The 25928-nt window shown below is 68.2% G+C and carries 25 protein-coding genes; 8 read left to right on the top strand and 17 right to left on the bottom strand.

Translation table 11 applies throughout. The annotated features are described in order from the left end of the window. Positions 1–37 precede the first annotated feature (37 nt). The 5 genes from ruvX to ACGG9C_RS01515 form a co-directional block, all read right to left on the bottom strand. Complete coding sequence (ruvX, locus tag ACGG9C_RS01535) at positions 38–511, bottom strand: Holliday junction resolvase RuvX (RefSeq protein WP_071043480.1); 474 nt, start codon at positions 509–511, stop codon at positions 38–40. Further along, positions 508–3168 carry an alanine--tRNA ligase gene (alaS, locus tag ACGG9C_RS01530; protein ID WP_071043479.1) on the bottom strand — a complete coding sequence of 887 codons (2661 nt, stop codon included), beginning with the start codon at positions 3166–3168 and terminating at the stop codon, positions 508–510. Before alaS ends, ruvX begins: the two co-directional genes overlap by 4 nt. Before the next feature lie 53 nt (positions 3169–3221). Continuing rightward, on the bottom strand, positions 3222–3497 hold the full coding sequence (locus ACGG9C_RS01525; protein WP_071043478.1) for an ATPase: 276 nt from the start codon (positions 3495–3497) through the stop codon (positions 3222–3224). 217 nt (positions 3498–3714) lie between these two features. Continuing rightward, complete coding sequence (gene rpsD, locus ACGG9C_RS01520) at positions 3715–4344, bottom strand: 30S ribosomal protein S4 (protein WP_071043477.1); 630 nt, start codon at positions 4342–4344, stop codon at positions 3715–3717. Positions 4345–4519: 175 nt separating this feature from the next. After that, on the bottom strand, positions 4520–5875 hold the full coding sequence (locus ACGG9C_RS01515) for a replication-associated recombination protein A (RefSeq protein ID WP_071043737.1): 1356 nt from the start codon (positions 5873–5875) through the stop codon (positions 4520–4522). A gap of 159 nt (positions 5876–6034) precedes the next feature. Here ACGG9C_RS01515 and ACGG9C_RS01510 point away from each other — a divergent pair, with 159 nt between their 5' ends. The 3 genes from ACGG9C_RS01510 to ACGG9C_RS01500 all read left to right on the top strand — a co-directional run bounded on the left by ACGG9C_RS01510 (position 6035) and on the right by ACGG9C_RS01500 (position 8403). Continuing rightward, on the top strand, positions 6035–6334 hold the full coding sequence (locus ACGG9C_RS01510) for a dioxygenase (RefSeq protein ID WP_228480742.1): 300 nt from the start codon (positions 6035–6037) through the stop codon (positions 6332–6334). Between the two features lie 86 nt (positions 6335–6420). Next, positions 6421–7791, top strand: a complete 1371-nt coding sequence (locus ACGG9C_RS01505) for a DUF349 domain-containing protein (RefSeq protein WP_083336381.1) — start codon at positions 6421–6423, stop codon at positions 7789–7791. Positions 7792–7848: 57 nt separating this feature from the next. Further along, a complete protein-coding gene (locus ACGG9C_RS01500) occupies positions 7849–8403 on the top strand; it encodes a type IV toxin-antitoxin system AbiEi family antitoxin (protein ID WP_071043476.1) in 555 nt (184 codons plus the stop codon). Here ACGG9C_RS01500 and ACGG9C_RS01495 read toward each other — a convergent pair. The 10 genes from ACGG9C_RS01495 to pdxS form a co-directional block, all read right to left on the bottom strand. Then, complete coding sequence (locus ACGG9C_RS01495) at positions 8390–10636, bottom strand: bifunctional (p)ppGpp synthetase/guanosine-3',5'-bis(diphosphate) 3'-pyrophosphohydrolase (protein WP_194383127.1); 2247 nt, start codon at positions 10634–10636, stop codon at positions 8390–8392. The genes ACGG9C_RS01500 and ACGG9C_RS01495 overlap by 14 nt on opposite strands. Before the next feature lie 52 nt (positions 10637–10688). Continuing rightward, on the bottom strand, positions 10689–11681 hold the full coding sequence (gene secF / locus ACGG9C_RS01490) for a protein translocase subunit SecF (RefSeq protein WP_071043474.1): 993 nt from the start codon (positions 11679–11681) through the stop codon (positions 10689–10691). Further along, complete coding sequence (gene secD / locus ACGG9C_RS01485) at positions 11681–13408, bottom strand: protein translocase subunit SecD (RefSeq protein ID WP_071043473.1); 1728 nt, start codon at positions 13406–13408, stop codon at positions 11681–11683. Before secD ends, secF begins: the two co-directional genes overlap by 1 nt. 37 nt (positions 13409–13445) lie before the next feature. After that, the gene (gene yajC / locus ACGG9C_RS01480) at positions 13446–13886 is read right to left on the bottom strand and encodes a preprotein translocase subunit YajC (RefSeq protein WP_071043472.1); all 441 of its coding nucleotides are present in this window, start codon (positions 13884–13886) and stop codon (positions 13446–13448) included. A gap of 76 nt (positions 13887–13962) precedes the next feature. Beyond that, on the bottom strand, positions 13963–15003 hold the full coding sequence (gene ruvB / locus ACGG9C_RS01475; RefSeq protein ID WP_071043471.1) for a Holliday junction branch migration DNA helicase RuvB: 1041 nt from the start codon (positions 15001–15003) through the stop codon (positions 13963–13965). Continuing rightward, on the bottom strand, positions 14996–15616 hold the full coding sequence (gene ruvA, locus ACGG9C_RS01470) for a Holliday junction branch migration protein RuvA (protein ID WP_071043470.1): 621 nt from the start codon (positions 15614–15616) through the stop codon (positions 14996–14998). The genes ruvB and ruvA overlap by 8 nt, the downstream gene beginning before the upstream one ends. Positions 15617–15661: 45 nt before the next feature. Continuing rightward, positions 15662–16225, bottom strand: coding sequence for a crossover junction endodeoxyribonuclease RuvC (ruvC, locus tag ACGG9C_RS01465; protein WP_071043469.1), 564 nt, complete (start codon positions 16223–16225; stop codon positions 15662–15664). Between the two features lie 51 nt (positions 16226–16276). Further along, a complete protein-coding gene (locus ACGG9C_RS01460) occupies positions 16277–17041 on the bottom strand; it encodes a YebC/PmpR family DNA-binding transcriptional regulator (RefSeq protein ID WP_071043468.1) in 765 nt (254 codons plus the stop codon). 42 nt (positions 17042–17083) lie between these two features. Then, a complete protein-coding gene (gene pdxT, locus ACGG9C_RS01455; RefSeq protein ID WP_071043467.1) occupies positions 17084–17716 on the bottom strand; it encodes a pyridoxal 5'-phosphate synthase glutaminase subunit PdxT in 633 nt (210 codons plus the stop codon). Continuing rightward, complete coding sequence (pdxS, locus tag ACGG9C_RS01450) at positions 17667–18554, bottom strand: pyridoxal 5'-phosphate synthase lyase subunit PdxS (protein WP_071043466.1); 888 nt, start codon at positions 18552–18554, stop codon at positions 17667–17669. Before pdxS ends, pdxT begins: the two co-directional genes overlap by 50 nt. A gap of 114 nt (positions 18555–18668) precedes the next feature. On the opposite strand from pdxS, the gene ACGG9C_RS01445 reads away from it, so the two are divergent. Next, on the top strand, positions 18669–20006 hold the full coding sequence (locus tag ACGG9C_RS01445; RefSeq protein WP_071043734.1) for an aminotransferase class I/II-fold pyridoxal phosphate-dependent enzyme: 1338 nt from the start codon (positions 18669–18671) through the stop codon (positions 20004–20006). 8 nt (positions 20007–20014) lie between these two features. Next, positions 20015–20866: a pyridoxal kinase PdxY gene (pdxY, locus tag ACGG9C_RS01440; protein ID WP_071043733.1), complete on the top strand. Its 852-nt coding sequence runs from the start codon at positions 20015–20017 to the stop codon at positions 20864–20866. Positions 20867–20869: 3 nt separating this feature from the next. Here the strand turns inward: pdxY and ACGG9C_RS01435 are convergent, their stop codons facing one another. Both ACGG9C_RS01435 and thrS read right to left on the bottom strand, forming a co-directional pair. Beyond that, the gene (locus tag ACGG9C_RS01435) at positions 20870–21421 is read right to left on the bottom strand and encodes an HIT domain-containing protein (RefSeq protein WP_071043465.1); all 552 of its coding nucleotides are present in this window, start codon (positions 21419–21421) and stop codon (positions 20870–20872) included. Beyond that, positions 21418–23355 carry a threonine--tRNA ligase gene (gene thrS / locus ACGG9C_RS01430; RefSeq protein WP_390178139.1) on the bottom strand — a complete coding sequence of 646 codons (1938 nt, stop codon included), beginning with the start codon at positions 23353–23355 and terminating at the stop codon, positions 21418–21420. Before thrS ends, ACGG9C_RS01435 begins: the two co-directional genes overlap by 4 nt. 396 nt (positions 23356–23751) lie before the next feature. On the opposite strand from thrS, the gene ACGG9C_RS01425 reads away from it, so the two are divergent. The 3 genes from ACGG9C_RS01425 (at position 23752) to ACGG9C_RS01415 (ending at position 25717) form a co-directional block, all read left to right on the top strand. Beyond that, complete coding sequence (locus ACGG9C_RS01425) at positions 23752–23934, top strand: hypothetical protein (RefSeq protein WP_390178133.1); 183 nt, start codon at positions 23752–23754, stop codon at positions 23932–23934. Then, on the top strand, positions 23934–25097 hold the full coding sequence (locus ACGG9C_RS01420; RefSeq protein ID WP_390178132.1) for a tyrosine-type recombinase/integrase: 1164 nt from the start codon (positions 23934–23936) through the stop codon (positions 25095–25097). Before ACGG9C_RS01425 ends, ACGG9C_RS01420 begins: the two co-directional genes overlap by 1 nt. A gap of 86 nt (positions 25098–25183) precedes the next feature. Beyond that, entirely contained in the window at positions 25184–25717 is a 534-nt protein-coding gene (locus ACGG9C_RS01415; RefSeq protein WP_390178131.1) for a hypothetical protein, read from the top strand. Positions 25718–25928: the final 211 nt, after the last annotated feature.

Here is a 25928-nt window from a genome sequence, read left to right as displayed (position 1 = left end):
TCCGCGAACGGATCATCGAAAGACGACGACTGTGGCATCAGATGGGCTCCTGCACCGGGGGGACGGGTGAGCCTGGGGGGCGACCGGTGCTCTTCTCGACCTCGAGGGCCTGCTGAAGCAGGACCACCGCGGCGACTTGATCCACTATCGTACGAGACCTTTTCTGCGACCGCCCGGAAAGCCGCAGGGCGGCGTGCGCCGAGACAGTGCTCAACCGCTCGTCGACGAGCCTCACCGGTGGTGCGTCGGCGGCGGCGATGGCCGCGGCGAACTCCCGCGCGTCCACCGTCGAAGCGGTGTCCTCACCGCGCAGGTTCAGGGGCAGACCGACCAGGATCTCCAGGGCCTCGAGCTCGGTCGCGATCTCCCGCACACGGGCGACCGCTCGGTCGTCTCGGGCGACCGTCTCGACCGGAGTCGCGAGCATGCCGTCCGGGTCGCAGCGCGCGACGCCGACGCGTGCACGGCCGACATCGATGCCGAGCCGCACGCCACGCCGGAACGAGGTCATGCGCTGCGCAGCGCCTCGACGACGGACGCGAGCGCGGCTGGGACCACCGCGACGTTCGTGCCGCCCCCCTGCGCGACGTCGTCCCGACCGCCGCCTCCGCCACCGAGGATCGCCGCTGCGCCCTTCGCGAGCGAGCCGGCCTTCGCACCATCCGCTCGCGCGGCGTCGTTGGTGGCGACGACGATCGTCACCCGTTCGCCGACGGTCGCGGCGAGGGCCACCACGGCAGGCGTCGAACCGAGACGGTCTCGAACCTGGAGCGCGAGGGTGCGAACGTCGTCGGCCGAGCCGGCCGAACCGATGGCTTCGGCGACGACACGGAACGCGCCCACCTGCTGCGTCTGCTCGACGAGCGACGGCGCACGGTCGGACAGGGCCTTCGCCTCGAACGCCGCGATCTTCTTCTCCGCCGCCTTCAGGCTCGCCGAGAGTTCGGCGATCCGCGCCGGCAGCTGCTCCCGTGGGGTCTTCAGCGACGTCGACAGCTGCGAGACCAGCGCACGCTCCGCGGCGAGTTGCCGAAAGGCATCCTGCCCGACCAGAGCTTCGACGCGCCGGTTCGAGGCACCGACCGAAGCTTCACCGACCAGGCTGATCAACCCCACCTCGGCGCTGGCGGACACGTGGGTGCCACCACAGAGCTCTCGCGACCAGGGGCCGCCGATGTCGACCATGCGAACGGTGTCACCGTACTTCTCGCCGAAGAGCGCCATCGCCCCGAGCTCCTTCGCCTCATCCAGCGGGAGCACGCGTGTGGTCACCTCGAGGTTGTCGCGCACCGCGTTGTTCGCGATCTCCTCGATCTCGGACTTGGTCGCGTCCGACAGCTGCTGCGCCCACGTGAAGTCGAATCGCATATAGCCCGCCCGGTTCAGCGACCCGGCCTGCGTCGCCGACGAGCCCAGGGTGTCCCGCAGCGCCGCGTGGACCAAGTGCGTGGCCGAGTGGGCCTGACGCGCGGCGCGCCGATTGGCGGCATCGACGACCGTCGTCGCCGCCGAACCCACCCCGACCTCGCCGGTGGCGACCTCGACCGTGTGGCTGATCAGGCCGGGGACCGGCCGCTGCACGTCGATGACGTCGAGCTCGAAGCCGGGGCCGACGATCACCCCCTTGTCGGCGACCTGCCCGCCCGACTCGGCGTACAGCGCCGTCTCGGCGAGGATGACCTCCGCGACCTGGCCCGAAGAGGCCCTGTCGACCGACACACCGTCGACCAGCACACCCAGCACCGTGCTCTCGGTCTCGAGATCGGTGTAGCCGGTGAAGACCGTCTCGCCCTTCGCGCGGAAGTCGCGATAGACACTGTGATCGGCGATCGCGCGCTTGCGGCTCCGGGCGTCGTCCTTCGCACGCTGGCGCTGCTCCTGCATGAGCGTGTCGAAGGCCGAGCGATCCACCTCGAGGCCGGCCTCCTGCGCGATCTCGACGGTCAGATCGATCGGGAACCCGTAGGTGTCGTGCAGCAGGAACGCCTCGGAGCCGGACAGCGTCGTGCCGCCCGCGTGCTTCGTGTTCGAGACCGAGAGGTCGAGGATGGTCGATCCCGACGCGAGGGTGCGCAGGAACGTCTCCTCCTCCGCGAAGGCGTACGCGGACAGCCGTCCGTAGTCGCTCTGCAGCTCGGGGTAGGAGGCCTTCATGGCGTCACGAGACGCCGCGAACAGCTCCGGGAACGTGGCTTCCTCGACGCCGAGCAGACGCATGGCACGGATCGCGCGGCGCATCAGACGCCGGAGGATGTAGCCGCGGCCCTCGTTGGAGGGCGTCACGCCATCCGACAGGAGCATGAGCGAGGAGCGCACGTGGTCGGCGATGACGCGGAACCGCACGTCGTCCTCGTGGTCGGCGCCGTATCTCCGGCCCGAGAGCTCCACCGCCCGGTCGAGCACCGGCCGCACCTGGTCGGTCTCATACATGTTCTCGACACCCTGCTTCAAGAACGCGACACGCTCGAGCCCCATGCCCGTGTCGATGTTCTTCTGCGGCAGGTCGCCGACGATGTCGAAGTCGAGCTTCGAGCGCACGTTCGTGATGGCGTACTGCATGAAGACGAGGTTCCAGATCTCCACGTACCGGTCGTCATCGGTCGCCGGTCCGCCGTCGATGCCGTAGGCGGAACCTCGGTCGAAGAAGATCTCCGAGCACGGTCCGGCCGGCCCCGGCTGACCCGTGCTCCAGTAGTTGCTGTCCTTGCCCAGACGCTGGATGCGGTCGGGCGACACGCCTGCGACCGACCTCCAGAGCGACTCCGCCTCGTCGTCGTCCTCGTAGACGGTGACCCAGAGATCCTTCTCGTCGAAACCGAGACCGCCCTCGCTGTCGCTGCGGGTGAGCAGCTCCCACGCGTAGCCGATCGCGCCTTCCTTGAAGTAATCGCCGAACGACCAGTTGCCGAGCATCTGGAAGAAGGTGCCGTGCCGCGGCGTCTTGCCGACCTCTTCGATGTCATTGGTGCGGATGCACTTCTGCACGTCGGCCGCTCGGGGGTACGGGGCAGGGACGACACCGGTGAGATACGGGATGAACGGCACCATGCCGGCGACGGTGAACAGCAGCGACGGGTCGCTGGTCACGAGCGAGGCCGACGGGACGATCGTGTGGCCGTTGTTCTCGAAGTAGTCGAGATAGCGCTGGGCGATGTCAGCGGTCTTCATGCGGTCCTTCGTGGTGAGACGCCGCGCGGCCGACGACCGGCAGCGTCGGTGTTTCAGTCTGCGTTCTTGTCGGTGACGCGATCCGCCGCCTCCGAAGCGGCGGACCTGGTCGACGCCACGGCCTCGGCCGCGACATCGGCCACGCTCTCGACGATGCCGGTGATGCGGGCTTCCTGTTCTCGGTAGGCGTCACCCATCCGATCGGTGAACTCCCCGATGCGGGAGTCGACCTCGGCGAGCAGCTCATGCCCACGCGGGTCTTTGTTCACCACGTGCGCGGCGACGAATCCCCCCGCAACGCCCAGCAGGAACCACACGACGTTCTTCATGTCACGGTCTCCTTCGGTGTCCAGACACGACTCGCTCCATCGTAGGCGGTCGGCGGGGAGTGCAGGGGACGACGAAGGGCGCCGGGTCTCCCCGACGCCCTTCGAACGAAACGCTCAGCGCGCTGCGTACCTGTACCGCTGACGGCTCCGCCGCTGTACTCCGCAGCGCGCTGCGTACCTGTACTGCTGACGGCTCCGCCGCTGTACTACGCAGCGCTCAGCGCGCTGCGTAGTACTCGACAACGAGCTGGACGTCACAGGTCACGGGCACCTCGGCGCGCTTGGGGCGACGCACGAGCCGGGCCTGGAGCTTGTCGAGCTCGACCTCGAGGTAGCCGGGAACGGGAGGCAGCACCTCGGCGTGACCGCCGAGAGCGGCGACCTGGAACGGCTCCATGCCCTCGCTCTTGGGCTTGACGTGGATGAGCTGGCCCGGCTTCACGCGGAACGACGGGCGGTCGACGGTCTGGCCCTCGACCATGATGTGACGGTGCACGACCATCTGACGGGCCTGCGCGGTGGTGCGGGCGAAGCCGGCGCGCACGACGAGGGCGTCCAGACGCATCTCGAGCAGCTCCACCAGGTTCTCACCGGTCAGGCCGTCCTTGCGGCGGGCCTCGTTGAACGCGATGCGCAGCTGCTTCTCGCGGATGCCGTACTGCTCGCGCAGACGCTGCTTCTCACGCAGGCGAACGGCGTAGTCGCTGTCGGCCTTGCGCTTGTTGCGACCGTGCGGACCGGGACCGTAGGGACGCTTCTCGAGGTAGCGGGCGGCCTTGGGGGTGAGCGCGACGCCGAGCGCGCGCGACAGGCGGACCTTGCGGCGGTCCTGGGACTTCGTAGCCACGAAGACTTCCTTCCGATGACGTGGCCGCGTCTCTCGCGGCTCACGGACGTATCTCCCCCTCCTCGCCCGATCCGGACTGCACGCCGGGACACGCCGGATGGTTGTCGAAGAGGAGAGGGGATGCCCGAAAACGCCGTTTCGAGCCGACCAAGTCTATCAGAGCTCAGACGCCGCCTCAGCGGGTGTCGCCGTCATCGAGGATGCGACGGATCTTCTCGACGCGCGCGCCGATCTCCCGCTCGTTCCCGCGCGCCGTGGGCTCGTAGTAGCGCCGCCCCCTCAGATGGTCGGGAAGATACTGCTGGCGCGCGACCCCCACGTCGAGGTCGTGCGGGTAGACGTATCCCTTGCCGTGGCCGAGTCGCTTGGCCCCGGCGTAGTGCGCGTCCCGCAGGTGGATCGGCACGCCGCCGAAACCTCCCGCCCGCACATCGGCGATCGCCCGGTCGATCGCCAGGTATGCCGCATTCGACTTGGCGGCGGTGGCGAGATACGCCGTCGCCTCCGCCAGCGGGATCCGCCCTTCCGGCATGCCGATGAACTGCACCGCATCGGCGGCGGCGACCGCGATCGGGAGGGCTTGCGGGTCAGCGAGACCGATGTCTTCCGCGGCGGAGATGATCAACCGGCGCGCGATGAACCGCGCATCCTCCCCTGCCTCGATCATGCGCGCGAGGTAGTGCATCGCCGCATCGGCGTCGGAGCCGCGGATCGACTTGATGAACGCACTGATGACGTCGTAGTGCTCATCGCCCTGGCGGTCGTATCGCAGCAGTGCGCGATCCACCGCCGCCGCGACGTGATCCGCGGTGACGGTCGGCACCGGCGGCTCGGCGGAGTCCCCCGCGTCGGCACCGCTCCCGGCCTCATCGCGCTCGGCCTCATCGGTCTCGGTTTCGGCGGGCTCGGGACGAGCCAGCACGGCCGCGGCCTCGAGCGCGGTCAGAGCGCGGCGAGCGTCGCCCGACGCCAGGCGGATGAGCGCGGCGCGCGCTTCGGGGTCGACCGCCACCGTCGCCGCCAGACCACGGGGATCCTCGACCGCCCGGTCGAGGAGGAGTCCGAGGTCGTCGTCGGTCAGCGGACGCAGTGTGAGGAGCAGCGATCGCGACAGCAGCGGCGAGATGACGGAGAACGACGGGTTCTCCGTGGTGGCGGCGATGAGCACCACCCAGCCGTTCTCCACCCCGGGAAGCAGGGCGTCCTGCTGCGCCTTGGTGAAGCGGTGGATCTCGTCGAGGAAGAGGATGGTGGACTGCCCGTACAGGTCGCGCTGGGTCAGGGCGTCCTGCATCACCTCGCGCACATCCTTGACGCCGGCGGTGATGGCGGAGAGCTCGACGAACCGGCGGTTCGATGACCTCGCGATGGCCTGCGCGAGGGTGGTCTTCCCGGTGCCGGGCGGACCCCACAGGATCACCGAGGCCGACCCGGCTGTCGCGGCGTCGGGGTCGGCGAGAGCGACAAGCGGCGACCCCTTGCGCAGCAGATGCCCCTGCCCTGCCACCTCGGCCAGACTCGCCGGACGCATGCGGACCGCGAGCGGGGTCTGCCCCTGGAAAAGCGCCGACGAACTCACGTCCGAAATGCTAGTCGCACCAGCGGACACGGTCGCGTCCTTCGGCCCGATCAGCAGCCCTCGATCGACGCGGATAGGATCGACGCGGCCGGTGGGCCGTGAGGAGGATCGGTGGCGAAGAACGACCGGAAGACCCGCGACATGCGCGAGCGGGCGAGGCTGTACGAGGCCCGCCGCCGCTTCCACGACGAGCGCATCCGGCGGCGCACGCGCGACAACGTGCTGGCGGGGGTCATCGGCGGTGTCGTGCTGGCCGGCGTCATCGCCCTGCAGACGGTGTACTTCACGGCCGGTCCCGGCGTGCCGATCCCGGAGCCCACGGAGACCACGGTCGTTGAGCCGACGGCCACGCCGACGCCGACGACGGAGCCGACCGAGGGTATCTCTCCGAGCCCGACGACGAGCCCGTGACCGACATCGGCGCCGAGCGCCGCTCGTACTAGGCTGTCACCGTCCATCCCCCGCAGACGGCCGCGTGCCGTGATGAGGTGCTATCCGTGACTGCCGCAGCAGACTCCCCCGTCGATCCCCAGACCTCCGAGACGCCGTCGACCGAGCACGAGGGCGACTCCACCGCACCGGCCACCGACCATGGGGTCTCCTCCCCCGAGGGTGCGGCTTCTGCCGCTGATCCCGCTGCGGAGAGCGGGTCGTGGGGTCGCGTCGACGACGACGGCACGGTATCGGTGCGCGAGGGCGACGCGTGGCGAGTGGTGGGCCAGTTCCCCGACGGGTCGCCGGCCGAGGCGCTGGCGTACTTCGAGCGCAAGTACGCGGACCTGGCCGGAGAAGTGACCCTGCTCGAGGTGCGCCATCGTCGCGGCGGAGCATCCGCCTCGGATCTGCGGGCCGCCGCAGCAGGAGTCATGATCAAGGTCGACGGCGCCGCCGCCGTCGGCGACCTCGCCGCGCTCACCTCCCGGCTTCAGGCGCTGGTGACCGAGCTGAGCGCGGCCAGCGCGACGGAGGCCGCCGCCGCCAAGCAGGCCGTCGACGATGCCGTCGCCGAACGCACCGCCATCGTCGAAGAGGCCGAGGCGCTTGCCGCCCGCGATCCCCAGACCGTCCAATGGAAGCAGGCCTCGGCCGAGATGTCGGCGCTGTTCGAGCGCTGGCAGAAGCATCAGCAGGACGGGCCGCGACTGCCCAAGTCCACCGGGCAGCAGCTCTGGAAGCGATTCCGCGACGCACGTTCGACGGTCGACAAGCACCGACGCGAGTTCTATGCGCAGCTCGACGAGGCGCACAAGGGCGTCCGACAGCGCAAGAACCGGCTCGTCGAGCGCGCCGAGGCTCTCGCCCCGCAGGGTGAAGACGGCATCGCTGCGTACCGATCGCTCCTGGACGAGTGGAAGGCGGCGGGACGCGCCGGCAAGAAGGCCGATGACGCGCTGTGGGCGCGCTTCAAGGCGGCCGGCGACGCCCTCTTCCACGCCCGATCGGAGCGCGCCGCCGCCGACGCCGAGGCGTCGAAGGAGAAGATCGAGGCCAAGAAGGAGCTGCTCGCGCAGGCCGCTCCGATCGTCGACGAGAAGGACCTCGCACGGGCCCGGGCATCACTGACGGCGATTCAGCGCCAGTGGGACGACATCGGGCGCATCCACCCGCGGGAGACCGAGCGGGCGCTCGATGACGACCTGCGCAAGATCGAGCAGAGCGTCCGCGCTCGGGAAGACGCCGACTGGAAGCGCAACAACCCCGAGACCAAGGCTCGGGCGAATGACATGACGCGCCAGCTGAACGACGCGATCGCCAAGCTGGAAGAGGATCTCGCCGATGCCGAGGCAGGCGGTGACGCGCGCAGGATCTCGGAGGCACGAGAGGCGCTGGAAGCTCGCCGCGCTTGGTTGCGCGCACTCGGCGGCTGATTCCACAGATTTCGCCGGAGTCGTCACGAGCGGTCGCGTCGCGCACACAATGGCGACGTGACCAACGCCTTCCTCTACTTCGCCGGGCACCGGCTCTCGATCGCGGAGCTGACGGCGGCGCGACTGGATGGCGACGTCGTCGACGTCGGTGACGCCTGGATGCCGTCGGACGCCGTGGAGACGACGGAGATCAGAGCGGGGTCGCTCCGCCTCCTCGCCCCGGATGCGCTCACCGTCAGTCTCGTCTCAGCTGCGTGGGTTCACGGCGCCGTGAACGACCCGCCCGCGAGACTGACGCTGTGCCGCACCGGGAACGCACGCCTGCACCACGTCTTCGATCGACGCATCGTCGTGCACGATCGAGGCGTGGATCGCGTGGACCGGCGGCGCTACGCCGGCGTGTGGGTCACGACCCCCGCGAGAACGCTGGCAGACCTCGCGCGCGCCGACGACGAGCATGTGCGCGGGGTCACCGCCACCCTCGCCCGGCTGCATCCGGATGCGATCCCCGAGGCGCTGCAGTGGTTCGCGGCACGAGGACGGATGCCTCACCGCCGACGGGCGACAGCCCTTCTCGAACGCCTGGCCGAGGCACTGCTCACGACGAGGTGACGCGGTAGACGTCGTAGACGGCGTCGACGCGGCGCACCGCGTTCAGTACGCGATCCAGGTGAACGATGTCGCCCATCTCGAAGACGAACTTGCTGATCGCCAGCCGATCATTCGACGTCGAGACCGAAGCCGACAGGATGTTGACGTGATGCTCGCTGAGCATGCGGGTGATGTCGCTGAGCAGGCCGGAGCGGTCGAGGGCCTCGACCTGGATCTGCACCAGGAAAACGCTCTTGCCGGTCGATCCCCACTCCACGTCGATGAGGCGCTCCGGGTCCTTCATGAGCGCCTTGACGTTCGTGCAGTCGGCGCGGTGCACCGAGACGCCGCTTCCGCGGGTGATGAAACCGACGATGTCGTCTCCCGGCACCGGTGTGCAGCACTTCGCGAGCTTGACCAGGATGTCGGGAGCGCCGCGCACGAGCACCCCGGACTCGCCGGCACGGGGCTGCCTCGACCGTCCCACGATCGGGATGTCGATGGGCCCGGTCGCCGTCTCCTCGGCGGCGACGAGGGCCGTCACCTTCTCGATGACCGATTGGGTCGACACGTGCCCCTCGCCGACAGCGGCGTAGAGCGCGGAAACGTCTTCGTAGCGCAGCTGTTGAGCCACCTCCGAGAAGGAGTCCTGGCGCATGAGTCTCTGCAACGGCAGGTTCTGGCGGCGCATCGCCCGCGCGATCGACTCCTTCCCCTGCTCGATCGCCTCTTCGCGGCGCTCCTTCGTGAACCATCCGCGGATCTTGTTGCGAGCACGGGTGCTCTTGACGAAGCCGAGCCAGTCCTGACTGGGGCCCGCGTCGGGGTTCTTGGAGGTGAACACCTCCACGACGTCGCCGCTGGTCAATTCGGTCTCCAGGGGAACCAGGCGCCCGTTGACCTTCGCCCCCATCGTGCGGTGGCCGATCTCCGTGTGCACCGCGTACGCGAAATCGACCGTCGTCGCACCGGCGGGGAGTCCGATCACGCGTCCCTTCGGCGTGAAGACGTAGACCTCCTTCGCGCCGATCTCGAACCGGAGCGAGTCGAGGAACTCACCGGGGTCGGCGGTCTCCGCCTGCCAGTCGGAGATGTGCGCGAGCCAGGCCATGTCGGCGTCGACCGACTTGCCGGTCGCCTTGCCGCCAGCCATCTGCTCCTTGTACTTCCAGTGCGCGGCGACACCGTACTCCGCCTGCTGGTGCATCTCGTGCGTGCGGATCTGGATCTCGACGGTTCGTCCGCCGGGACCGATGACGGTGGTGTGCAGCGACTGATACAGATTGAACTTCGGCGTCGCGATGTAGTCCTTGAACCGGCCCGGGAGAGGTGTCCACCGCGCGTGGATCGCCCCGAGGACGGCGTAGCAGTCGCGCACACTGCCGACGAGCACGCGGATGCCGATCAGATCGTAGATGTCGTCGAACTCCCGCCCGCGGACGACCATCTTCTGGTAGACGGAGTAGAGCTGCTTCGGTCGGCCCATGACCCGCCCGCGGATGCGGAGGTCGCGCAGATCGGAGTCGACCGCATCGATGACGTTCTGGACGTACTCCTCACGCTGCGGCGTGCGCTGCTTGACGAGGCTGTCGATCTCGGCGTAGAGCTTCGGGTGGAGGACGGCGAAGGAGAGATCCTCCAGCTCCGACTTGATGGTCTGGATACCCAGGCGATGCGCCAGCGGAGCGTAGATCTCGAGCGTCTCGGTGGCCTTCTTGGCCGCTTTGTGCGAGGGCACGAATCCCCACGTGCGAGCGTTGTGCAGGCGATCGGCGAGCTTGATCACCAGCACCCGGATGTCCTTGGACATCGCCACGATCATCTTGCGCACCGTCTCGGCCTGAGCGCTCTCGCCGTACTTGACCTTGTCGAGCTTGGTGACTCCGTCGACGAGCATGGAGACTTCGTCGCCGAACTCCGCGTTGAGCGCCTCGAGGCCGTACGCGGTGTCCTCGACGGTGTCGTGCAGAAGCGCCGCCGCGATCGCCTTCGGGCCCAGCCCGAGTTCGGCGAGGATCTGCGCGACCGCGAGCGGATGGGTGATGTAGGCCTCGCCGCTCTGGCGCTTCTGGCCTTCGTGAGCGGCTTCGGCGACGCCGTAGGCCCGCTCGATGACGGTCAGGTCGCTCTTCGGATGATGCGTGCGGACCGTTCGGATGAGCGTCTCGACGTCGTCGCGACGCGCCGCCCGGGAGAAGATTCTGGGCACGAGGCGTCGGAGGGTCGACTGCGCAGGAGGAGCGGCCTCGGTCATCGAGCCTCCTCCCCCGCGCCGGATCCCCTCATCCTACGCCCGCGGCCACGACTCACGCGTCGGCCGGAACGCCCGCGCGCTCGCGTGATTCCCGCACCTTCTCGTCTCGCGCCTTCATGCCCGGTTCGTTCTCGCGGAACAGCGAGTACAGCGGCGCGGCGACGAAGAGGGTCGAATACGCCGCGACGATGATGCCGACGAAGATCGACAGCGAAATGTCGCTCAAGGTCTCGGCGCCGAGCCACGGACCGATGAAGAGGATGGCGCCGACCGGGAGGATGGCCACGACCGTGGTGTTGATCGACCGCACGAGCGTCTGGTTCACCGCGAGGTTCACCGACTCGCCGAAGGTCCGTCCGGAGATCTCCCCGTCCTCGCGGGTGTTCTCACGGATCTTGTCGAAGACGACCGTCGTGTCGTAGAGCGAGTACGCGAGGATCGTGAGGAATCCGATCACCGCCGCCGGCGAGATCTCGAACCCGGCGAGGGAGTAGATGCCGATCGTGATGACGAGCACGTCGACCAGGCCGAGGATCGCGGCCGCCGACATCTTCCAGGTGCGGAAGTACAGCGCGAGGATGAGGAAGGTCAGGGCGAGGAAGATCGCGAGCCCCCAGAGCGACTGACGCGTGACGTCCTGACCCCAGCTCGGCCCGATGAACGAGGTCGTCACCTCCGACTCCGGAACGTCGTAGGCCGTTGCGAGTGCGGTGGCCACCTCGCGTGTCTCGGTGTCCGTCATCTGGTCGGTCTGCACACGCACGGCGCTGTCGCCCACGGTCGTGACCTTCACCGTCGCATCCGGAACCACCGTCTGCACGGCGTCTCCTGCCAACGCCTGGTCGGGCGCGGACAGGCTCGACACCGTGAACTGCGATCCGCCCGTGAACTCGATCGAGAACTGGATGGGGCGGAACAGCGGTACGAGCGCGGAACCGATGACGAGAAGGGCCGCGATGATGAACCACAGCCGGCGACGCCCGACGAACGGGAAGGAGGTCTTGCCGGTGTAGAGGTCGTTTCCGAGCTGACTCATGGAGCGCATCAGTCGTCTCCCTCCTTCGACGTCTTCGCAGCCGGGGCGTCTGCGGCCGCCAGTTCAGCGCGCTTGCGTTCGGCGATCGTCTGTCGCCGTTCGGCCTCGTGGCGGGAGCGCCCGGCGCGCTTGGCCGAGCCGCCCCGACCGCTGGCCGCCACGGGCTCCCGGAACTGCGCACGACCGCGGTAGACCGCGCCGAGCGCTGCGGGGTCCATGCCGGAGAGCGGATGCCCCGAGCCGAAGAACCTCGTGCGGGCGAGCAGCTGCATCACCGGGTGGGTGAACAGGATGAAGATGAGGATGTCGATCGCGGTCGTGAGTCCGAGGGTGAAGGCGAACCCCTTCACGGTGGCATCCGCCAGGACGTACAGGACGACCGCCGCCAGGATGTTGATCGACTTGGAGATGTAGATCGTCCGCTTGGCCCGTGACCACCCGTCTTCCACGGCCGAGGTGATCGTTTTGCCGTCGCGGAGCTCGTCGCGGATGCGCTCGAAGTACACGATGAACGAGTCGGCGGTGAATCCGATCGCGACGATCAGACCGGCGACACCGGCCAGCGACAGCCGGAAACCCATACGCCACGCGAGGATGGCGAGCATGATGTAGGTGAGCACCGCCATGACGCCGAGGCTCGCGATGATGACGAAGCCGAGCGTTCGGTAGACGATCAGCGAATAGACGGCCACGAGCCCGAGACCGATGAGTCCCGCGATGAGACCGGCTTGGAGCTGCTGCGTCCCGAGGGTGGCGGAGATCGTGTCGGAGCTGACGACCTCGAAGCTCAGCGGCAGCGCGCCGTACTTCAGCTGATCGGCGAGCACCTGGGCGCTCTCCTGCGTGAAATCACCGGTGATGCTCGGATTGCCGCCCAGGATGATGGAGTTCATCTGCGGGGCGGTGAGCACGTAACCGTCGAGTACGAAGGCGAACTGATCCAGCGGCGACGTCGCCCCGTACAGACGTTGGCTGATCTCGCCGAAGATCTGCGTGCCCTCGTCATCGAAGTCGAGATTCACGGCCCAGCGGTTGGTGGTCTGCTCCAGGCCGGAGGTCGCGTCGTCGATCGACGAGCCGTCGAGTTCCACCGGTCCCAGGATGTACTTGATCGTGTTGCCCGCGTCGCAGGTGATCAGGGGCTCATCGGCGGGGGCGTTCGCCGGATCGTTGGCGGGGTCGGCGCAGTCGTACGCGAGGAACTCCGCCTGCAGCGCCGGTGTGATCCAGTTGGTGTCGCTGCCGTCGGTGGGCTCGATGCTCGGCGTCGCCTCGAGGGTCGGGTCCGGCGTCGGATAGGGGGTCGCGTTGCCGTCCTCGCCGACGTAGGTGTTGGGCGCCGAGCCTGCGAACAGCACCGCGCGCAGCTGAAGCTGCGCCGAGGCCTCGATGCGCTCACGCGTCTGCTCGTCGGCTTCGCCGGGAATCTGGACGACGATGTTCGTGCCGCCCTCGGTGGTGACGTCGGCCTCACCGACGCCCGACGCATCGACGCGTTGGCGGATGATGGTGACCGCCTGCTGCATCTGCTCGTCGGACGGAGCCACGCCGTCCTCGGTCTGGGCTTCGAGGACGATCTGCGTGCCGCCCTGCAGGTCGAGCGCCAGTTCCGGTGCCCACGAGCTCTGCTGGAAGACGTACACCCCCAGCGCGTTGATGCCGAAGAGGACGCCGGTGATCGCCAGCAGTCCGATGAGTGCGCGCCAGGCGTGCCGGACGGGGGTGGGTGTCGCCACGGAGGATCAGCTTTCTACAGAGCGGGCGGACGCGGACTCAGGCGTCGGGCTTGCTCTTGTCGTCGTTCTCGCGGGCCTCTCGCGCGTCGTCGCTCAGGGACGAGATCTCACCATCGGCGACACCGTCCGCGTACTCCTCCTGTCTGGCCTCCGCCTCGAGGAACTCGTCTTCGGTGACGACGCCCTCGGTCGGGTTCACGACACGCAGGATGGCCTGGCTGTGCACCTTGATCTCCACGCCCGGCGCGATCTCGACCACCGCGGGCTGATCGAGGTTGTCTCCGTCGAACGACACGATCGTGCCGTACAGGCCGCCCTGCATCAGCACCTCGGCGCCCGGGACCGTCTGGCGCGCCTTCTCCTCCTGCTCGAGCTTCTGCTTCTGCATCCGCCGGCGGGAGCTCCAGAACATGAAGACGAGGAGCAGGACCAGGAGGATGATCAGGCCGTAGTTCGAGAAGAAGAGCGCGAAGTCCATGGGCGAGGCGATGCCTTTCGGTCGCGCGCGCGGACGCGCGGATCATCGGGGTGGGATGGGCCGGAGCCTCCAGAGATTATAGGTCATCGAATCTCAGGGCCGCCTCTGCGTGAGGCACGCCGAGGTGGGCGTAGGCCTCGGGCGTGGCGATGCGCCCGCGGGGGGTGCGTCCCATAAACCCGATGCGCACCAGATACGGCTCCACCACGGCCTCGATCGTGTCCGCCTCCTCGCCCACGGTCACGGCGAGCGTGTTGAGCCCCACGGGACCGCCGCGGAATCGGCGCACCAGCGCATCCAGCACCGCACGGTCGAGGCGATCGAGCCCGATCGGATCGACGTCGTACAGCTCGAGCGCCGCATCGACGTCGCGCACCCCCGCCTCGGTTCCGCGGCCGTGGACGATCAGGTAGTCACGCACCCGCCGCAGGAGCCGATTCGCGATGCGCGGTGTGCCGCGCGACCGTCGTGCGATCTCAGCGCGAGCCTGCGGCGGCAGCGCCACTTCGAGTGTTCGCGCGGAGCGCGCCACGACCTCTTCGAGTTCCCCGGCGTCGTAGAACTCCAGATGGGCGGTGAAGCCGAAGCGGTCCCGCAGCGGGTTCGGCAGAAGCCCCGACCGCGTCGTCGCCCCCACCAGCGTGAACGGAGCCAGATCCAGCGGGATGCTCGTCGCGCCGGCGCCCTTGCCGACCATGATGTCGATGCGGAAGTCCTCCATCGCGAGGTACAGCATCTCTTCGGCCGAACGCGCCATCCGATGGATCTCGTCGATGAACAGCACCTCGCCCGGCAGCAGACTCGACAGGAGTGCCGCCAGGTCGCCGGCGTGCTGGATCGCCGGTCCGCTGGAAAGCCGGAGGGCACGGGAGCTCTCGTGAGCGACGATCATCGCGAGGGTGGTCTTTCCGAGCCCGGGCGGTCCGGCCAGGAGGATGTGATCGGCGGGGCGCTGCTGGATGCGGGCGGCCTCGAGGAGCAGCTGGAGCTGACCTCTGACCTTGTGCTGTCCGATGAACTCATCGAGCGAGGACGGACGCAGCGCCCCCTCGATCGCCAGCTCCGAATCATCGGCGATCTGAGCGTCGGCCACGCGCGGGTCGTTCTCGTCATCCATGCGCACGCTCCTTGCGAGCCGGGCCGAGCTCCGCCAGCGCGGCGCGCAGCAGTCCCGCCACGGTCGTCGCCTCCGTCTCCGTTCGCGCCGCCACGGCGGCCGTGGTCTCGGCAGCGAGGCGCTCCGGCCAACCCAGTCCGACGAGCGCTTCCACCACCTGTGCGGGCACATCCAGGCCGGAGTCGCCGCTGCTCGCGCCGACGGCGGGCTTGGAGGGGGCGAGCTTTCCGGCCAGTTGCACGACGATCAGCTTGGCCGTCTTCGGTCCGATCCCCGAGACCCGGCGGAAGGGGGCATCGTCGTCGGCGGTGACGGCGTCGGCGATCTGCGGCACGGTGAGCGTCGACAGCACGCCCAGGGCCGACTTGGGGCCGACGCCGGTGACGCTCAACAGCTGCGAGAAGACGATCAGCTCCTCCCGTTCGGTGAACCCGAACAGTGCGAGCGCATCCTCCCTCACGATGAGCGACGTGTGGAGCCGGAGTTCCTCCCCCACGCGCGCGGCACGCACGACCTGCGACGTGACGGCGACCTGGAACCCGACGCCACCCACCTCGATCACGACGCTGTCGGGTTCGGTGTGGAGCACGCGTCCGCGCAGAGAGGAGATCATGCGTCGAGCCTAGGGTCGGGTTCGGATCTATGTTCGAGCGACACGCTAGCGGCGGGTCGCTCGCTCCGCCCGCGACCACGCTCGCTGCGCCGGAGTGAGCGTTCCGCCGGTGCGCGCGGGAGCAGTCATGGGCGACCCACGCCAGGCGTGACACAGCGCGAGGGCCAGCGCGTCCGCCGCGTCGGCGGGCTTGGGCAGATCGTCGAGGCGGAGCACCCGAGCCACCATGACCTGCACCTGGCGCTTGTCGGCCGAGCCGTAGCCGGTGATCGCCGCCTTGACCTCGCTCGGGGTGTGGGTCGCCGCCGGCAGTCCGCTTTCCGCAGCGAGCATCAGGGCGACACCGCTGGCCTGAGCGGTGCCCATCACGGTGCTGCGGTTATTCTGGGCGAAGACCCGTTCCACGGCGACCACCGATGGGGCGTGCTCCCGGATCACCTCGCGGATGCCCCGTGCGATGGCGGCCAGGCGCACCTCGATGGGCGCCTCCGTCGACGACCGCACGACGCCGACGTGAACGAGGGAAGCAGAACGATCCGGTGCGACGTCGACGACACCGATCCCGCAGCGGGTCAGGCCCGGGTCGATGCCGAGAACACGCAGTGTCACGCGATCACGCTAGGCGAGCATCCGCCTACGCGCCGGAAGGCGCGCCTGCTGTCACTCGTCGTCGTCCTCTTCGAGCTCGGCCTGGACCTCGGGGGTGAGGTCGACGTTGCTGAAGACGTTCTGCACGTCATCGCTGTCCTCGAGCGCGTCGATCAGACGGAAGACCTTGCGCGCGGTGTCGGCGTCGACCTCGACCTTCAGGTTCGGCACGAACTCAACGTCGGCTGATTCGTAATCGATGCCGGCATCCTGCAGGGCCTTCCGCACGGCGACGACATCGGAGGCCTCGGTGAGGACCTCGAAGCCCTTCGGGTGCGACTCGACCTCCTCTGCTCCCGCATCGAGGACCGCGAGCATGACGTCATCTTCCGTGGTGCCCTCGTCCGAGACGACGATGACGCCCTTGCGCGTGAAGTTGTAGGCGACGCTTCCCGGGTCGGCGAGCGTTCCGTTGTTGCGGGTGAGCGCGGTGCGCACCTCTGCCGCGGCGCGGTTCTTGTTGTCGGTCAGACACTCGACCATGAGGGCGACACCATGGGGCCCGTACGCCTCGTACATGATCGTCTGGTACTCGACGGCATCCCCGCCGATGCCGGCACCGCGCTTGATGGCGCGATCGATGTTGTCGTTGGGGACCGACGTCTTCTTCGCCTTCTGCACGGCGTCGTACAGCGTCGGATTGCCTGCGAGATCCGCACCGCCGATCTTGGCGGCGACCTCGATGTTCTTGATGAGCTTGGCGAACGACTTCGCACGTCGGGCGTCGATGACGGCCTTCTTGTGCTTGGTCGTCGCCCACTTGGAGTGGCCGGACATGCCCTCCAGTCTATCGAGGGCGGCGCTCGCGCCGCGCCGACGTCAGGCGGCGCGCACCAGCGACAGGAACAGCTCGTGGAATCGCCGCTCTCCCGAGACCTCGGGATGGAAGGCGGTGCCGATCGCGTTGCCTTGGCGAACGGCGACGATTCCCCCGTCATCCAGCTCCGCGAGCACCTCGACACCCGGCCCCGTCGACACCACGAGAGGGGCGCGGATGAAGGCGGCGTCGACGGGCGGTCCGCCGAACGCCGGCACCGTCACCGATGCCTCGAAGGACTCGACCTGTCCGCCGAAGGCGTTTCGCCTCACGGTGACGTCGAGCCCACCGAACGTGCGCTGCCCCTCGATCCCGTCCTCCAGACGGTCGGCCAGCAGAATCAGGCCCGCACAGGTGCCGTACACCGGAAGGCCGGCCGCGATCGCACGCGAGAGCGGCTCCGCCACACCGAACCCGCGCGCCAGCTTGTCGATGACGGTGGATTCCCCGCCGGGTAGCACCAGCCCGTCGACGGCGAGCAGCTCATCGGGCCGGCGAATCGACACGACCTCGGCACCGAGACTTCGCAGGACGCGCCCGTGCTCGCGCACGTCGCCCTGCAGCGCGAGGATGCCGACGCGAGGGCTACCAGCCACGCTCGGCGAGGCGGTGCGGTGCGGGAAGGTCTGCGACATTGATGCCCACCATGGCGTCGCCGAGCCCGCGCGAGACATCGGCGATGACCTTCGGGTCGTCGTAGAAGGTGGTGGCCTTGACGATCGCCGCCGCTCGCTCGGCGGGATTGCCGGACTTGAAAATGCCGGAGCCGACGAAGACGCCGTCCGCACCCATCTGCATCATCATCGCGGCGTCCGCGGGGGTCGCCACTCCCCCGGCGACGAAGAGCACCACGGGCAGGGTGCCGGTCTCGGCGACCTCGGCGACCAGTTCGTACGGAGCCTGCAGGTCCTTGGCCGCCACATAGAGCTCGTCCCGGGTCATCGAACGCAGGGCGTTGATCTCCGAGGTGATCTTGCGAATGTGCTTGGTCGCCTCCGAGACGTCTCCGGTGCCGGCCTCGCCCTTGGAACGGATCATCGCGGCGCCCTCGTTGATGCGGCGCAGCGCCTCCCCGAGGTTCGTCGCGCCGCACACGAACGGCACCGTGAAGCGCCACTTGTCGATGTGGTTGACGTAGTCCGCCGGCGAGAGCACCTCGGATTCGTCGATGTAGTCGACGCCGAGCTCCTGCAGCACCTGTGCTTCGACGAAGTGGCCGATGCGGGACTTGGCCATGACCGGGATCGACACCGACGCGATGATGTCGTCGATGAGGTCGGGGTCGCTCATTCTCGCGACACCGCCCTGCGCGCGGATATCGGCGGGAACGCGCTCGAGCGCCATGACGGCGACCGCGCCGGCGTCCTCGGCGATCTTGGCCTGATCCGCCGTGACGACGTCCATGATGACGCCGCCCTTCAGCATCTCCGCGAGTCCGCGCTTCACACGGTCTGATCCGGTTGCATTCGTCATCACGGTCGTCCCTTCGACATGCCGCTCGCTGCGACGCAGACAAGACAGGCGTTTGATCTAGGCCAAACGATAGCATTGTCGGGTTCGACCATCGAACACGAGAGGATCGACCTCATGCACGCTCACATCGTCGGCGCGACCGCGAGCGAGATCGCGGACAGCGTGCGATCCGCGATCGAGAGCGGTGTTCTCCCGCCCGGTGCGATCCTCCCGCCCGTTCGGTCGCTCGCGGCCGACCTCGGCGTCAACCGCAACACGGTTGTGGCCGCCTACCGGCACCTGGCCCAGTCCGGTCTGGTCATCGCCCGCGGGCGAGGTGGCACGCGCGTGACCGCTCGCCGCCTCGTCGCACAGGAGGGCTTCGCCCCCGACAGTGCGCTGCGCGACGTCGGCACCGGGAACCCCGATCCCGCGCGCATTCCCGATCCTTCCCGCGCGCTCGCCCGGGCCGCCGGGCGACCCGTGCTCTACGGCGAGCCGGTCATCGATCCCGGGCTGGAGTCGTGGGCCGGCGCGTGGATGTCCGACGCGACGTGCGCCGCGCGATCGCGGCTCACGATCACCAGCGGCGCAGCCGACGCCGTCGAGCGACTCCTCGCCCAGGCGCTCACCCGCGACGACGCCGTCGGCTTGGAGGATCCCTGTTTTCTCACGAGCATCCACACCGTCCGGCTGGGAGGCTATCGACCGATCGCGATCGCATGCGACGGCTCCGGGATGACCGTCGACGGACTGCGCGCCGCGATCGCCGAGGGCGCACGAGCCATCATCTGCACCCCCCGCGCGCAGAACCCCTCCGGCGCCAGCCTCACGGCCGAGCGCGCCGATCAGCTGCGCGAGCTGCTCGCCGATCATCCCTACCTGCTGGTGATCGAGGACGATCACTTCTCGATGCTTTCGCGCCGCACCTTCCACTCGGTCGTCCCGCCTGGTCACCGCCGATGGGCTCTCGTGCGCTCGGTCTCGAAGTTCCTCGGCCCGGACATGTGTCTGGCGGTGACCTCCTCCGACCCTGAGACCGCGTCTCGGCTCGCTCTTCGCCTGACCCCCGGGACCACCTGGGTCAGCCACCTGCTGCAACGACTCGTGCACGCCCTCATGATCGATCCGGAGGTCCATGCCGGCATCGCGGACGCCGCGGAGCACTACGCCGCGCGCAACGCCGCGTTCGTCAGGCGGCTCACCTCGCGGGGCATCGACGCGACCGATTCCGACGGACTCAATCTCTGGGTCGACGTCGGAGTGCCCGCGGCCGATGTCACCATCCACCTCATGCGTCGCGGCTGGCTCGCCAGGGCCGGGGACGACTTCGTCCTGTCCCCCGCCTCGCGTCCATCCCAGCGGCTGCGGCTCACCGTCCACCAGCTGGACGACCGCGACGCGGATCGTCTCGCAGGCGACATCGCCGACGCCGTCGAGGGCGTGCGGGGCCTCTCTGACGGGGTGGCATGATCGGACGGGTGAAGATCCTCTCCATCCAGTCCGCGGTCGCGTACGGCCACGTCGGCAACTCCGCCGCCGTCTTCCCGCTTCAGCGCATCGGGGTGGAGGTGCTGCCGGTCTACACCGTGAACTTCTCCAACCACACCGGCTACGGCGCGTGGCGGGGACCGCTCATCAGCCCGAATGAGGTGCGCGATGTCATCCTCGGTATCGAAGAGCGCGGCGCCTTCGCAGACATCGACGTCGTGCTCTCCGGCTACCAGGGCGGGGAAGGCATCGCCGATGTGGTCCTCGACACCGTCACGCGCGTGAAGGCCGCGAATCCTTCGGCGATCTACGCGTGCGACCCCGTGATGGGCAATGCCCGGAGCGGATGTTTCGTCGCGCCCGCCATCCCCGTCCTGCTCCGGGAGCGGGTCGTGCCGGCAGCCGACATCATCACTCCGAATCAGTTCGAGCTGGGATTCCTGACCGGCACCGAACCCGAGGACCTCGACTCCACGCTTGCGGCCGCCGACGCCGCGCGCGAGATGGGGCCGCGTACCGTGCTCGTCACGAGCGTCGAGCGGCCGGACAGCCCTCAGGACACCATCGAGATGCTCGCTGTCACCGACGACGGTGCGTGGATCGTGCAGACACCGCGGATCCCGATGAAGGCGAACGGATCCGGCGACGTCACCGCCGCACTCTTCACAGCACACCTGAACAGGTCGGGCGATGCGGCGGACGCTCTTGCACGAACGACCTCCAGCGTCTTCGCGCTGCTGGCGATGACCCACGAGTCCGGGCAGCGGGAGCTGCAGCTGGTGCAGGCGCAGGACCACTACGCCGCCCCGCAGATGCAGTTCGACGTGCAGCGCCTACGCTGAGTCCTACGCCGGCCAGGCCGCACTCACAGCGGCGCGCACCTCGCCGAGCAGCTGGGGCAGGGCCTTGGTGCGCCCGATGATCGGGAAGAAGTTCGCGTCGGCACGCCACCGCGGCACGATGTGCTGGTGAAGGTGCTCATCCACGCCGGCACCCGCGACCGCCCCCTGGTTCATTCCGAGATTGAACCCGTCGCACCGGCTGACCTCGCGGAGAACCCGCATGCCGATCTGCGTGAGTTCCCCGATCTCGGCGACCTCGTCAGCGCTCGCCTGATCGTAGGTGGCCACATGGCGGTACGGGCAGACCAGAAGATGACCAGAGTTGTAAGGGAAGAGGTTCAGCAGCACGTAGGCCTTCTTGCCCCGAGCGACGATCAGCCCGTCTTCATCGGATTTCTCCGGGGCGGCGCAGAACGGACAATCATCCCGCAGCACCTGGGGACCGGCCTGGATGTATGCCATCCGATGCGGCGTCCAGAGGCGCTGAAAGGCGTCGGGGACGCCGGCGAGCGAGGCCGCGTCGACGCTGTCGCCCGGTTCACCGGCGTGGGTCACGCCAGATCCTCCGCGGTGTTGACAAGCGCCTTGTCCCGGATCGACGCGATGATGCGCTCGACCGCGACATCGACCGGTATCGCGTTCTCCTGTGTGCCGTCGCGGAAGCGGAACGAGACGGCGTCGGCGGCGCGGTCCTGCTCGCCCGCGATCAGCTGCAGCGGCACCTTCTGCGCCGTGTGCGTGCGGATCTTCTTCTGCATCCGGTCATCGGATCGATCGACCTCGGCACGGACGCCGGCTGCTCGCAGTCGGGCCACGATCTGCTCGAGGTGCTCGGCGTACTCCTCGGCCACCGGGATGCCGACCACCTGCACCGGAGCCAGCCACATCGGGAACGCGCCAGCGTAGTGCTCGAGGAGGATGGCGAAGAAGCGTTCGATCGATCCGAACAGTGCCCGATGGATCATGATCGGCCGGTGCTTCTCGCCGTCGGGGCCGGTGTACTCCAGGCCGAAGCGCTCGGGCAGGTTCGGATCGACCTGCACGGTCGACAGCTGCCAGGTGCGTCCGATGGCGTCGCGTGTCTTGAGGTCGATCTTCGGGCCGTAGAACGCGGCCTCCCCCGGAACCTCGGTGAGCTTGAGTCCGCTGGCCACCGCCACGTTGCGCAGGGCGTTCGTCGAGTACTCCCAGAACTCGTCGGTGCCGATCCACTTCGACTTCTCGTCGTCGCGCATGGAGAGTTCGAGTTCGAAGTCGTCCAGGCCGAAGTCGCGCAGCATCGAGATGACGAACTCCAACACCCGGGTCGCTTCGGACTCGAGCTGCTCCGGAGTCACGAACAGGTGGGAGTCGTCCTGTGTGAAGCCGCGCACGCGGGTCAGGCCGTGAAGGGCGCCGGAGAGTTCGTTGCGGTAGACGGTGCCGTTCTCGGCGAGCCTCATCGGCAGGTCGCGGTAGCTGCGCGCACGTTCCCGATAGATCAGGATGTGCATCGGGCAGTTCATGGGCTTGAGGTAGTAGTCCTGGCCCTTCTTCGTCACGGTGCCGTCGGGGCCGTGCTCCTCGTCCATCACGATCGGCGGGAACATCCCGTCCTTGTAGGTGACGAGGTGGTTGGACGTGAGAAAGAGGTCTTCCTTCGCGATGTGCGGGGTGTACACGTAGGTGTACCCGCCCTCGACGTGACGGCGGCGCGCGTGCTGCTCCATCTCGCCGCGGATGATGCCGCCCTTGGGGTGCCACACCGACAGCCCCGACCCGATCTCGTCGGGGAACGAGAAGAGATCGAGCTCCTTGCCGAGCTTGCGGTGGTCGCGCTTGGCGGCTTCCTCCAGACGAGCCTGGTATGCGCGCAGTTCGTCCTTGGTCGGCCACGCGGTGCCGTAGATGCGCTGCAGCTGCGGGTTCTTCTCACTCCCGCGCCAATAGGCGCCCGCCACGCGCTGGAGCGCCCACCCGTTTCCGATGATGCGCGTGCTCGGCACGTGCGGACCGCGGCAGAGGTCCTTCCAGACGGTGACGCCGTCGCGGTCGACGTTGTCGTAGATGGTCAGCTCCCCCGCCCCCACCTCGACCCCGGCGCCTTCCGCCGCCTCGTGACCCGACGCGGTGCCGCCTTTCAGCCCGATGAGCTCGAGCTTGAACGGCTCGTCCACCAGTTCGACTCGAGCCTCCTCGTCCGACACGACGCGGCGGGTGAACCGCTGGCCCTCGCGGACGATGCGCTGCATCTCCTTCTCGATGGCCTTGAGATCCTCGGGCGTGAACGGCTCGTCGACGCCGAAGTCGTAGTAGAAGCCGTCGGTGACGGGCGGGCCGATCCCCAGGTCGGCCTGCGGACGGATGCGCTGGACGGCCTGGGCGAGGACGTGCGCCGTCGAGTGGCGGAGGATGTTGAGTCCCTCAGGGCTCGTGATCTCGACGGGCTCGACCTCGTCGGTGGATTCGACCGTCGCGGCGAGATCTCTCAGCTCGCCGTTCACGCGCATGGCGATGACGGCACGATCGGGGAACAGCGCGAAGCCGTCGGCGGGGTACGACACATCCGACGGAAGGGCAACGTCAGTCACAGGGAACACTCCAGAAAATGGCTCGCGTCCAGGCTACCGTCCGCGCCGGCGGAAACCGTCGCCCGTGCGGCGACGGGGGCGGGCACCACGACGGACCCCTCACGACGAAAAGAAAAACCCCCGGTCGAACCGGGGGTTGGAGTGCGCGATACTGGGATCGAAACTGTATATGTGTCACTGGGCGGAGCTGCATGATTCCGCGATTTTCGCCCGTAATAGTGCGGCTCGCAGCTATCTCTGTTAAGGTCACTGGAAGACACAGCCGGACACGATCTGACACGAGATATTGCACGGTATCGCACGAAAGGCTTCCACATGGACGTTCTCACCCTCCGCAGCGAGGCTGGCCTGACTCGCGACGTGCGTGTGGTCCCCTACCGCGCTGGAGGCTTCTGCATGTGGCTGGATGAGGCGCAGCAAGTGGAGATGTACCCCGCGGAATGGCGTCGCCTCGGTTGGGAGCCGTGGGCGTACGCGACGACTGCCGAGGTGGCGTGATGGCCGCTCCCGGGCGGAAGCGCCGCGAGACATTCGGCGCGATCCGCAAGCTGCCCTCGGGTCGCTACCAGGCGTCCTACATAGGGCCGGACGGTGAACGTCACAACGCGCCCCGCACCTTCGACGGCATGACCGACGCTCGAGGGTGGCTCGCGATCCAACAGTCGCGCATCCTCGACGGCTCATGGTCTGCGCACGACACCGCCCGCGCGGAGGCTGCAGGGCGTGGCCGTGGGCTCACGTTCGCGGAGTACGCCGAGGAGTGGATCGCGACTCGGACGAACCGTCACGGCGACCACCTGCGCCCCCGTACCGCTGCCGAGTACCGTCGCCTCGTGAAGGGTGCGCTTGCCCCGTTCGGTGACCAGCGGCTCACCGCGATCTCCCCCGACGCTGTCCGCGCCTGGTACTCCGCGCTCGTCACCGCCGGCACCAAGACGCAAGCCGCGCGCGCGTACGAGCTACTCAAGTCGATCCTGTCGACCGCCGTCGCGGATGGGCGGATTAAGACGAACCCGTGCCAGATCCGCGGGGCGGCGTCGGCGTCGACCGGGAAGAAGGTGCTTCCCCCGACCGCGGCCGAGTTGCAGAAGATTGTGGACGCGATCACGCCCCGCTACAAGGCCGCGGCGATCCTCGCGGCGTGGGCGGGCGTCCGGTACGGGGAGCTCACCGAGCTACGCGTGAAAGACCTCGAGCTCGTCAAGGAGGGCGACGCGCTGCAGGTGATCGCGGTGAATGTGTCCCGCGCCGTCACGCACGTGACCGGGCAAGGGTTCATCGTCGGGCAGACGAAGAGTGAAGCGGGTGTGCGGACGATCGTTCTCCCCCCGCACGTGAACCCGATCATCGAGACACACCTGCGCGATCACGCGTCACGGTTCCCGGAGGCGTTGCTGTTCCCCGCCGCGGACGGTGCGACACACCTGGCGCAGTCGGCGTTCTATAAGCACTGGAACCCGGCCAGGACGGCCGCTGGGCGCCCGGACATGCCGTGGCACGCGCTACGCCACTACGGGGCCACGAGGGCGGCTCTCGCGGGCGCGACGCTCAAGGAGTTGCAGGCGCGGCTCGGACACTCGACCGTCGCCGCTGCGATGAGATACCAGCACACCGCTGGACGTGACGAAGAGCTCGCGAGACGCATGTCAGACCTCGCGTGAAGACTTCCGGCATCCGCCGGCAGAAAAAACGCCCCCGCCGCGGTGGAAGCGCGACGAGGGCAAGTGATCAATCGAAAGGACCGATCATGACCAACCTACACTCGACCACTCCGACGCTCCGCCCGATCTACGGAGCTAACGACCCTCGATGGCAAGAGCTCATCGATGCCACTGTGCCGGGCTTCGAGATCGAGGAGCTCATGCCGAGCGAGCGCGCAGCTTGGTACGAGATCCACGTGGTGGGCAACGAGGACTATCGCGAGGTCGCCCATCGAGAGGTGGAGTACCCCGATGTCCCCCGAACCGAGAGTCCGTCCTGGGCTGAACAGCGCCTCGACGACGCTGTTAACGACAGGGAGTACCCCGTCGTCACGTGGTGGAAAGACCTCGCTGCTGCTGAATCAGTGCAGGCAGACGTGTCGATTCAACGAGACGATGTCTACGACCCAGACTCTGGACGATTCGTCGAAGGCATCGCGCACGCGACGATCTACATCGGCGGCAATCAGGCAGAGTTCTCGAAGAGCGACGACTGGATTACCACCCCGGCGCAACTGCGCGAGATCGCTCTAGCTTTCTACGATGCGGCCGACCGCTGGGAGCAGCTCTCCGCCACGTGAGATCAGCGATCCAGGGGTGCTCTCATTCCGAGCACCCCTGGATCGCCCCCCAACGAAACGGAAAGGAGCGAGAAATGGTCGCCCTAGTGTGCACCGGAGAAGGTGTGAGTCCCCACCGGAAGTGGACGTTTCACCTTCCGGTGGGAGGCGAGAACGTGCAGACCGTTGTCACCGACCACGGGGTGCGTCTGCAAGCCGAGAACCAGACTGC

Origin of the sequence: Microbacterium sp. MTN4-26 (genome assembly GCF_042846595.1) — a bacterium.
GTDB lineage: Bacteria > Actinomycetota > Actinomycetes > Actinomycetales > Microbacteriaceae > Microbacterium > Microbacterium luteum.
This window is presented reverse-complemented; position numbering and strand designations above follow the sequence as displayed.